Source organism: Methylibium sp., from assembly GCF_031393925.1.
Classification (GTDB): Bacteria; Pseudomonadota; Gammaproteobacteria; order Burkholderiales; family Burkholderiaceae_C; genus Methylibium.
The window spans coordinates 1-7,666 of the sequence record NZ_JANMWL010000054.1; the positions used below are offsets into that span (position 1 = coordinate 1).

Consider the following 7,666-nt stretch of genomic DNA (forward strand, 5'->3'; position numbering starts at 1 on the left):
GCTGATCCATCGCCGCATGCCAGCGGCGCGAATGGTGCATGCCGCTCTCCACGCTGCGCTCGGCCAGCTCGGACAGGTCGAGCCCGGCGCAGAAATGCTCGCCCTCGCCGCTCAGCACCACCGCCCGCACTTCGGCCGGCAGGTTGACGAAGGCGGTCTGCAATTGCGCGATCAAGGCGTCGTTGATGGCGTTGCGCTTGGCCGGGCGCATCAGCCGCACATGCGCCAGCGGGGCAGCCAGCTCGACGCGCAGCAGGTCCAGCGAGGCGAGCAGGCCGGTGGCGGGCTGAAAAGAGGGCAGTGAGTTCATGGCCGACGGCGGGGCGGTGTGTGAAAAAGGGCGGGTCGAGATTAAGAAACTCACGCATTCCGCGACTTGGTGTTATCCCGCGCGCCACGCTGCGGTTGCGCTCGGTTATGGTCCGCGCCATGCGAGCGCATGTCCTCCTGCCGCGCTGGGCCGCCCCGCTGGCGGCTTTGGTGCTGGTCGCCGGCTGCGCCTCGGGCCCCGCGCCGCTCGCGCGCGATGGTGCGACCAGCCCGGTGCCCGCCGACCCCTCTCGCACGCCCAATGCCGAGCCCAAGCTCGAGCCGATCCGCCCGGGCGGACCCAACAAGCCCTACGAAGTCGAAGGGCGCAGCTACACGCCCGAGACGCGCGACCTGCCGCTGCGCGAAAAGGGCGTCGCCTCCTGGTATGGCAAGCCCTTCCATGGCCGCCGCACCGCCAGCGGCGAGGTCTACAACATGCACGCGATGACGGCCGCGCACAAGACGATGCCGCTGCCCAGCTATGCGCGCGTGCGCAACCCCGACAACGGCAGCGAAATCGTGGTGCGCATCAACGACCGCGGCCCCTTCGTTGCCGGCCGCGTCATCGACCTGAGCTTTGCCGCGGCGGTGAAGCTCGGCGTCAAGGGCTTGGCACCGGTCGAGGTCGAGCGCATCACCTACGAAGACATCCGCACCGGCGCGTGGCGGCAGAGCGCACCCGCCCCCGTGCCGGCCGCCGACACCCTGCTGGCGCTGGCCGACGCGGCGCAGCCGGCGGCAGGCGACGCAGCGCTGCCCTCGCCACTTGCGCTGCTCGTGCAAGCGCCGACACCCTTGCCGCAAGCCTCGACCGTGGCCGCCCCGGTGGCCGACGGTCAGGCAACGCGAGCGCTCACTGCCGCTGCGCGCGGTTGGTGGGTGCAGCTCGGTGCTTTTCGCGATCGCCGCGGCGCCGAAGGCTTCCATCAGCGCGTGGCCGGCGAGCTCGAATGGCTGGCGCCGCTGATGGCCCTGTTCAACGAAGCACCGCTCTACCGGCTGCAGGCGGGGCCCTATGCCTCGCGCGACGAGGCGCAACTCAGCGCGCAGCGCGTGCGCGAGGCGCTGCGGCTGGTGCCGCTCTTGATCGAGCGGCGCTGACGGTCGCCGTCACCTCAGCGCCCACCCGCCACGTCGAGCACCGCGCCGGTCACGTAGCTGGCGGCGTCCGACAGCAGCCAGACGATCGCCTCTGCCACCTCCTCGGCGCTGCCGGGTCGCTGCATCGGTATCTGCGGCGCCGCCAGGCGGGCGCGCTCGGGCTGGCCGCCCGAAGCGTGGATGTCGGTGTCGATGATGCCGGGGCGCACCGCGTTGACGCGAACGCCCTCGCTCGCCACTTCCTTGGCCAGGCCGAGCGTCAAGGTGTCGATCGCCGCCTTGGCCGCCGCGTAGTCGACGTACTGCCCGGGCGAGCCCAGGCGCGCCGCGGCCGACGAGACGTTGACGATCGCGCCGCCGCTCGCGCCATGCAGGCGGCTCATACGGCGCACCGCCTCGCGCGCGCATGAAAAACTGCCGAATACATTGACGGCGAACATGTGCTGCACGCGCGCGGCGCTCATCTCGTCCACGCGCGCCGCCACGTCCACCACGCCGGCGTTGTTGACCAGGCCGCGCAGGCGGCCGGCGCCGAAGCGGGCGTCGAGCCGCACGAACAGTGCACGCACCTGTTCGTCATCGGCCACGTCGGCGCAAAACGCGAAGGCTTCGCCGCCGTGCGCAGCGATGCGTTCGGCCACCGCCTCGGCCGCGCCCGCATCACGGGCATAGTTCAGTGCCAGCGCCCAGCCGTGGCGGGCGGCGAGCAGGGCGGTTGCGGCACCGATGCCGCGGCTGGCGCCGGTGACGAGCAAGACTGGTTTCATGGCGCAAAGCCTAACGCGGTGCCTCTTCAAAGGATTCGAGCGTGAAGGACTTTTCGACCCTGGAGGATTCCAACGCCTCGGCCAATGCCGACATCCACGCGCTTTGCGACCCGGCGCGGCGCGTGGTGCTGCGCGGCGGCCTGGCCGCCGCGAGCGCCTTGCTGGCACCGCTGGCGGCCTGCGTTAGCACGCCGCCGACGCGGCTGCTCGGCTTCACCGGCGTGGCGGTGTCGCGCGCCGACGCCGTACTGGTGCCGCCCGGTTACGTGGCCGAGCCCATCTACGCCTGGGGCGACGCCATCGGTGCGCCGGGGCTGGCGCCCGGCCTGCCGGCATTTCGCGCCGACGGTGGCAACAGCGCCGCCGAGCAGGCGCTGCAGGCCGGCATGCACCACGACGGCATGCATTTCTTTGCGCTCGAAGGCGCGCCGCCGAGCGAGCGCGGGCTGTTGGTGGTCAACCACGAGTACACCGATGAGGGCCTGCTGCACACCGACGGCGCGGCGGCGTGGAGCGCCGAAAAGGTGGCCAAGTCGCAGGCCGCGCACGGCGTGTCGGTCGTCGAAGTGCAGCGCGACGCCGAGGGCCGCTGGGCGGTGCTGCGCCCGAGCCGCTACGCGCGCCGCATCACCGCCACCACGCCGATGCGCCTGCAGGGTCCGTCCGCCGGTCACGCGCTCGTGCGCACCGCCCTCGACCCCAGCGGCACGCAGATACGCGGCACCTTCAACAATTGCGCCCACGGCGTAACGCCCTGGGGCACCTACCTCACCTGCGAAGAAAACTTCGTCGGCTACTTCCACGGCCCGGCCGAGCCCGACGCGCATGCGCGGCGCTGGGGCCTGCGGCCGCAGGGCAACGGCTACCGCTGGCATGAGCACGACGAGCGCTTCGACGCCACGCGCCACCCCAATGAGTTCAACCGCCACGGCTGGGTGGTGGAGATCGACCCCTTCGACCCTGCCAGCACGCCCATCAAGCGCACCGCGCTCGGCCGCGCCGCGCACGAAGGTGCGTTCGTGATGCAAGCCATCGATGGCCGCGCCGTGGTCTACATGGGCGAGGACGCGCGCTTTGAGTACATCTACAAATTTGTCTCGCGCGACGCGGTGCGCCCCGGTGGCTTTGCGGCCAACCGCGAGCTGCTCGACCACGGCACGCTCTACGTGGCGCGCTTCGATGCCGACGGCAGCGGGCAGTGGCTGGCACTCACCGCCGGGCAGGGCGGCCTGGACGCCGCCGCCGGCTTTGCGAGCCAGGGCGAGCTGCTCGTCAAGTCGCGCCAGGCCAGCGACCGGCTCGGCGCCACCAAGATGGACCGCCCCGAATGGATTGCCGGCGACGCCAGCACCGCCACGCTCTACTGCTCGCTCACCGGCAACTCGAGCCGCGGCCAGGCGGGCCAGCCCGGCGTGGACGCCGCCAACCCGCGCGCCGACAACAGCATGGGCCATGTCATTCGCTGGACCGAAAGCGGGGGCCTGGCCGGCACACGCTTTGCGTGGAGCCACTTCGTGCTGGCGGGCGACCCGGCCAACGAGCGTGCCGAGGCGCGCGGCAATGCCAACGGCGCCGAGTTCGCCAGCCCCGATGGCCTGTGGCTCGACCCGCGCGGCGTGCTGTGGATCCAGACCGACGTCTCACCCTCGGCCATGCACCGCGGCGAGCACGCGCGCCTGGGCAACAACATGCTGGTGGCCGCCGACCCGAGGAGCGGTGAACTGCGGCGCTTTCTCACCGGGCCCGTCGGCTGCGAAATCACCGGCGTGGTCACCACGCCCGACATGAAGACGCTGTTCGTCAACATCCAGCATCCCGGCGAAAACCCCGGCCAGCGCAACGACCCGGCCAACCCGACGCGCCATTCGAGCTGGCCGCAGGGGCTCGCGCCGGGCGGCCGCCCGCGCTCGGCCACGGTGGCGATACGCCGGCTCGACCGTGGGGTGATCGGTAGCTGAAGCAACGCTTGTTCGCTGCGGTGTCGGCGCTGTCCGACATGCGAATCAGCCAGGCGCCGGCAGCTTTGAGCGCGCACGAGTCCTAAGCTTGTGTACAGGCTCACCGAGGACTCGTCATGAAGCAGCACCGTCTCACGGCTTTTATCGCCATCGCGCTGGTCGCTTCGTTGTCGGCAGTGGCGCAGTCCGCGCAGCCGCTCGAACCGCTGGTGATCGACGTTGCGCCGACGGTTCAGCAAGCGGCGGGCATCCAATTCGTCAGCGGCGGAGCGGGTGAAGAAAGCCGCGCCGCGCTGGATGCAATGCGTGCTGACTTCACGGTGCGCAATGTCTTCAGCGGCCCGGGCGGTGAGTACGTCGTGGCCGAGCGTGTCACCGTCACTTCGGCGGCGGGCGGTGAGGCCATGAGCCTGAGCAACGTCGGTCCGATCATGATGGCCAAGCTGCCCGCTGGCCGATACACCGTTACGGCCGACTACCACGGCCGCACCCAGAGCAAGACGGTGCAGGTGGGAAGTGGTTTGCAAAACCTCGCCTGGAGTTGGCCGAACGTGCACGAAGCGTCGCCCGACACCAGCAACGCGGTGCCGCCCGTTCCGGCGCGCTGACGAGGGCGCGCTCAGCCCTCTTGGGCTGAGTAGACTGCCCACGATGCAGACAGCGTCCGACCCCGCCAGCACCGCTTCGCCCATCGCCTTCATCGGCGGCGGCAACATGGCCAGCGCGCTGATCGGTGGCTTGCGCAAGGCCGGTGTGGCGCCCGAGCGCATCCTGGTGGTGGAGCCGTGGGACGAGCAGCGCGCGCGGCTGTTGCAGGCGTTCGGCGTGGTGGCGCACGCGCATGCCAGCGCGGCACTGGTGCAGGCGTCGATGGTGGTGTGGGCGGTCAAGCCGCAGGCATTCAAGGAGGCAGCGGCGCCTTGTGCGGCGCATGTCGGCGGCGCGCTTCAGCTCAGCGTCATGGCCGGCATTCGAAGCGACGCCATCGTGCGGGCCACCGCCGCGGCGCGTGTCGTGCGGGCCATGCCCAACACGCCCGCGCTCATCGGCCAGGGCATCGCCGGGCTTTACGCGCGGCCCGCGGTTGACAAGGCCGGGCGCGCCGCAGTCGAGTCATTGCTCGCGCCGACCGGCAGCGTGCTGTGGGTCGAGCGCGAATCCGACCTCGACGCGGTGACGGCGCTGTCGGGCTCGGGCCCGGCCTATGTGTTCCTGTTCATCGAGGCGCTCATCGACGCGGCCCGCGCGATGGGCATGAACGAGGCTCAAGGCCGTGCCCTCGCCTTGGCCACGTTTGCCGGCGCCACCGCGCTGGCCGCGCAGAGCGACGAACCGGTGGCGCAACTGCGCGAGCGCGTCACCTCCAAGGGCGGCACCACGCACGCGGCGCTCGAGGCCCTGCGCAAGGCGGGCGTGCGCGAGGCGATCGTCCAGGCCGTGCTCGCGGCGCAGCGTCGCGCCGTCGAGCTGGGCGACGAGTTCGGCCGCTGACAGGCCGCCCGCGCCGGCTCGACGGCCCGGCATCAGCAGCGCGCGGCCGGCCTGCAAGGCCGACATTTTTGACCCCGCCGGAGCAAGCGCCGCGCCTACAGTGCGCGTGCTGTGCCGCGCCACCAGCGCGGCCGGCCCCCTGCGTCTCGACGAACCCGGAAGGACACCGAATGAGCCCGACGACCCTGCTGCCGCCGCAGAACTCCTTCCTCTCCTACGTCACACCCACGCCGACCAGCCCGTGGGGCACCTATTTGGCGCAGGTCGACCGCGTGTTGCCCTACCTCGGCCACCTGGCGCGCTGGGGCGAGACGCTCAAACGCCCCAAGCGCTCGCTGATCGTCGACGTGCCCATCGAGATGGACGACGGCACGGTGCGCCACTACGAAGGCTACCGCGTGCAGCACAACCTCTCGCGCGGCCCCGGCAAGGGCGGCGTGCGCTTTCACCCTTTGGTCACGCTCGAAGAAGTGATGGCGCTGGCCGCGTGGATGACCGTCAAGTGCGCCGCCGTCAACCTGCCTTATGGCGGCGCCAAGGGCGGTATCCGCGTTGACCCCAAGCAGCTGTCGATGAAGGAGCTGGAGCGCCTGACGCGCCGCTACACCAGCGAGATCGGCATCATCATCGGACCGCAGCGCGACATACCCGCGCCCGACGTCAACACCAACGCCCAGATCATGGCGTGGATGATGGACACCTACTCCATGAACACCGGCTCCACCGCGACCGGGGTCGTGACCGGCAAGCCCATCCACCTGGGCGGCTCGCTGGGCCGCGTCAAGGCCACCGGCCGCGGCGTGTTTGTCACCGGCCGGGAAGCGGCGCGCCGGCTCGGCCTCAAGCTCGACGGCGTGCGGGTGGCGGTGCAGGGCTTCGGCAATGTCGGCAGCGCGGCGGCCGAGCTGTTCGTGCAGGCCGGCGCCAAGATCGTGGCGGTGCAAGACCACACCGGCACCATCGTCAACGAGGGCGGCCTCGACCTGGCCGATCTGATGCCGGTGCTAAAGCGCGACGGCGGCGTGGGCGCCTTTACCGGCGCCGAACGCAGCGACGACGAATCGTTCTGGGACGTGCCGTGCGACATCCTCATTCCGGCCGCGCTCGAGGGCGTGATCAGCGCCGAACGCGCGCGGCGCATCACCGCCAGGCTGGTGCTCGAAGGCGCCAACGGCCCCACGGTGCCCGAGGCCGACGACATCCTCGCCGAGCGCGGCGTGCTGGTGGTGCCCGACGTCATTTGCAATGCCGGCGGCGTGACGGTGAGCTACTTTGAATGGGTGCAGGACTTCTCGTCGTTCTTCTGGAGCGAAGACGAGATCAACGTGCGCCTGGACAAGATCATGGTCGAAGCGCTCAAGAAAATATGGGAAACGGCCGACCGCCACTAGATCACCCTGCGCACCGCCACCTTCGCGGTCGCGTGTGAGCGCATCTTGTTTGCGCGCGAGGAGCGCGGCTTGTATCCCTGAGCGGCGGTTTGGGCGACAAAGCAAAGCTGTCAGCTTGCGGACACAGGCGCTGCCGGCAGACACGGCGGGCAAAGTCGCCTTGCCGTGCGCCGGACAAGTGAGATAGTTGCCGCCGACATGAACCGGCATCAAGCCCGGCAAATGAGGGCCGCACCTGCTGCGTAACATGGCATCTCAAGGAGGTAGTTCCATGGCGAAGCAACGAACATCACCCATTGCGCGGGCGGTTTTGCGAGCGTTCGACCGTTCCTGGATACGCAGCAGCGGGCCGTGTTACGCAGCAGATTTGCTGTGCGAACCGCCGTGTTACGCAGCAGAACTGCGCCCGATATCGGGTTAGGCGCCGCAGGAGTCATAGTCACCCACCCTCAACCGACTTTCAAAAGCATCGCTAAGCGGAAAACCAATAGCTTAGTCTCGGGATCCAAATTCTGCCTGCGCTTCAATTGTCATCCAACTTATAGGATTCAGCGTCATGCCAGTCATATATGAAAAGCGCACCTATTCGGTCAAAGTAGGTGAAATGCAAGAGGTCAAGCGTCTTTACTCCACAGAGGGATGGTCA

6 protein-coding genes and 1 pseudogene are annotated in these 7,666 nt (G+C 69.6%); 5 read left to right on the forward strand and 2 right to left on the reverse strand.

What is annotated here, in order from left to right; translation table 11 throughout:
- Nucleotides 1-310 (reverse strand): enoyl-CoA hydratase-related protein (locus tag RMO12_RS03740; protein ID WP_309638251.1); only part of this gene is annotated, 310 nt, incomplete at its 3' end.
- Between the two features lie 119 nt (nucleotides 311-429).
- Here RMO12_RS03740 and RMO12_RS03745 point away from each other — a divergent pair.
- A complete protein-coding gene (locus RMO12_RS03745) occupies nucleotides 430-1,413 on the forward strand; it encodes a septal ring lytic transglycosylase RlpA family protein (RefSeq protein ID WP_309626817.1) in 984 nt (327 codons plus the stop codon).
- Between the two features lie 14 nt (nucleotides 1,414-1,427).
- Here the strand turns inward: RMO12_RS03745 and RMO12_RS03750 are convergent, their stop codons facing one another.
- Nucleotides 1,428-2,180: an SDR family oxidoreductase gene (locus RMO12_RS03750; protein ID WP_309638252.1), complete on the reverse strand. Its 753-nt coding sequence runs from the start codon at nucleotides 2,178-2,180 to the stop codon at nucleotides 1,428-1,430.
- A 59-nt stretch (nucleotides 2,181-2,239) separates the two neighbouring features.
- Here RMO12_RS03750 and RMO12_RS03755 point away from each other — a divergent pair, with 59 nt between their 5' ends.
- From RMO12_RS03755 to RMO12_RS03770, 4 genes and pseudogenes are all read left to right on the forward strand, one after another.
- Nucleotides 2,240-4,138 carry a PhoX family protein gene (locus RMO12_RS03755; protein WP_405029612.1) on the forward strand — a complete coding sequence of 633 codons (1,899 nt, stop codon included), beginning with the start codon at nucleotides 2,240-2,242 and terminating at the stop codon, nucleotides 4,136-4,138.
- Between the two features lie 116 nt (nucleotides 4,139-4,254).
- Complete coding sequence (locus RMO12_RS03760) at nucleotides 4,255-4,746, forward strand: hypothetical protein (protein ID WP_309638254.1); 492 nt, start codon at nucleotides 4,255-4,257, stop codon at nucleotides 4,744-4,746.
- A gap of 43 nt (nucleotides 4,747-4,789) precedes the next feature.
- The gene (proC, locus tag RMO12_RS03765; protein ID WP_309638255.1) at nucleotides 4,790-5,629 is read left to right on the forward strand and encodes a pyrroline-5-carboxylate reductase; all 840 of its coding nucleotides are present in this window, start codon (nucleotides 4,790-4,792) and stop codon (nucleotides 5,627-5,629) included.
- Between the two features lie 170 nt (nucleotides 5,630-5,799).
- Nucleotides 5,800-7,101: pseudogene (locus tag RMO12_RS03770) on the forward strand (Glu/Leu/Phe/Val dehydrogenase).
- The last annotated feature ends 565 nt before the right edge of the window (nucleotides 7,102-7,666 follow it).

What these genes read in the sequence shown, in the direction of transcription:
- RMO12_RS03745 (WP_309626817.1), top strand. Translation starts at nt 430, where the DNA reads ATGCGAGCGCATGTCCTCCTGCCGCGCTGGGCCGCCCCGCTGGCGGCT.
- RMO12_RS03750 (WP_309638252.1), bottom strand. Translation starts at nt 2,180, where the DNA reads ATGAAACCAGTCTTGCTCGTCACCGGCGCCAGCCGCGGCATCGGTGCC.
- RMO12_RS03760 (WP_309638254.1), top strand. Translation starts at nt 4,255, where the DNA reads ATGAAGCAGCACCGTCTCACGGCTTTTATCGCCATCGCGCTGGTCGCT.
- proC (WP_309638255.1), top strand. Translation starts at nt 4,790, where the DNA reads ATGCAGACAGCGTCCGACCCCGCCAGCACCGCTTCGCCCATCGCCTTC.